The organism is Flavobacterium plurextorum (assembly GCF_002217395.1).
Classification (GTDB): Bacteria; Bacteroidota; Bacteroidia; order Flavobacteriales; family Flavobacteriaceae; genus Flavobacterium; species Flavobacterium plurextorum.
On sequence record NZ_MUHD01000062.1, the window covers coordinates 1 to 1467 of the forward strand.

The window sequence follows — 1467 nt, forward strand, 5'->3', positions numbered from 1 at the left end:
TTTTTATTGTTGTACCAAAATAAATGACTTTTAAAATCATCATTATAAGCATCTATTTCCTTCAAATTTTTAACAAAAGTATTTTTCAAGATACTGTTCTTTTCATAATTTAGACATACTACAATTTTTTCAGTTGCATTTAAATCTGAATTTATTTTAAATATTGCACTTAAATCATCATTTAATAAAATCTTATTAAAATATACGAAAATAAAATTATAATAATCATCTTCAATTCTATCCTTAAGTCCATCACTAAAAGCATCGCCTGCTCCATCAATATCTCCTCTATCTCCTTCTGTATATGTGTCAATAAATCTTTCATTATTCATTGCAGTAAATCCAAATCCTTCCCCCCCTAAAAAAATATCATTATATTTTGACTTATCAATATCAACTCCAAAATATTCCTGAATTTTATTTTTAAAATCATCGTGTTCTAAAATTTTAAAGTTATTAGATTTTAATAACTTTTCCATAAGTGGTAAATATCTTGCATATAGTGTGTCTTGGTTTTTTCTTATTGGGTCTTGTGTTTCCATTTTTTTTTCTTTTATTTGTGAATTACAACTTGCAACCAACATAGTTACTATAAATAAAATAATTGTTTTTTTCATTATATTATTGTTTTGCATCTTTCTTATAAATCCTTTGGATATTGTCTTTTGGGTCAGCAACCATGTCATAATCTTTATATACATCATCCATAGAATCTACTTCTTCAACATAGACATAAATTGTTTTTCCTTTATCTTTAATCATATTATAATTTTCAACTAATTTTTTCATATCCGTATTATACACTCTAACGCATCCATAAGTAACCATTAGCGGGCCATTATCATTTATTCCAACCTTAGTCGTGTGTCCACTATGAATGGCAATTCCATCTCTTTTTCCAGGTGCAGTAGCTTTTTTTGCATCTCCAGCCATTCCATTTATATGAATTAAACCGTGATCTCCATAACTCGCTTCACCAATATGAGTTTTCGAATAAAAGGAATACCAGAGTCCAGTAGGGGTACTTCCTTTTCCATTTCTTTCAAAGAAATTATTATTAACTGTTCCCATCGCTAATGCGTAACCTTTCTGTACTATTTCTGTATCATCAAAAAATACAAACATTCCTTCAGTTCTTCTATCTTTAGGGACGATAACATTAATATATGCAGTTTTTGAATCTGCTGAGTACTCATTATCATAAGTTGAAAATTTGCCCTTTGTTTTAGGAATTTCAACTTTTTCTCCCCATTTACAATTATCAATTTTAAATGCTTTTGATGTAATATCGTTAAAAGCTTTTTGTTTTTCTTTATGATTTGATGAAGGATTACCTTTTTCGTTTTTAATGGGAGCATCATTACCAACTTTCGGGCAAATTTTGTTTATTACATCATGTGTCTTATTTGATATTGTGTTTAAATTCTTCCACTTAAAGAAAATCCCAGCTGGCGCGAGCGTCTCGCT

Annotated in this window: 2 protein-coding genes; both read right to left on the reverse strand. The window is 28.6% G+C overall.

The features are described 5' to 3' along the window. Positions 1–617: hypothetical protein (locus B0A81_RS21500; RefSeq protein WP_133063647.1), on the reverse strand; the 617-nt coding region annotated here is incomplete at its 3' end. A gap of 4 nt (positions 618–621) precedes the next feature. Then, the coding region (locus tag B0A81_RS21705) for a L,D-transpeptidase (RefSeq protein ID WP_165768111.1) at positions 622–1467 on the reverse strand (846 nt) is incomplete at its 5' end.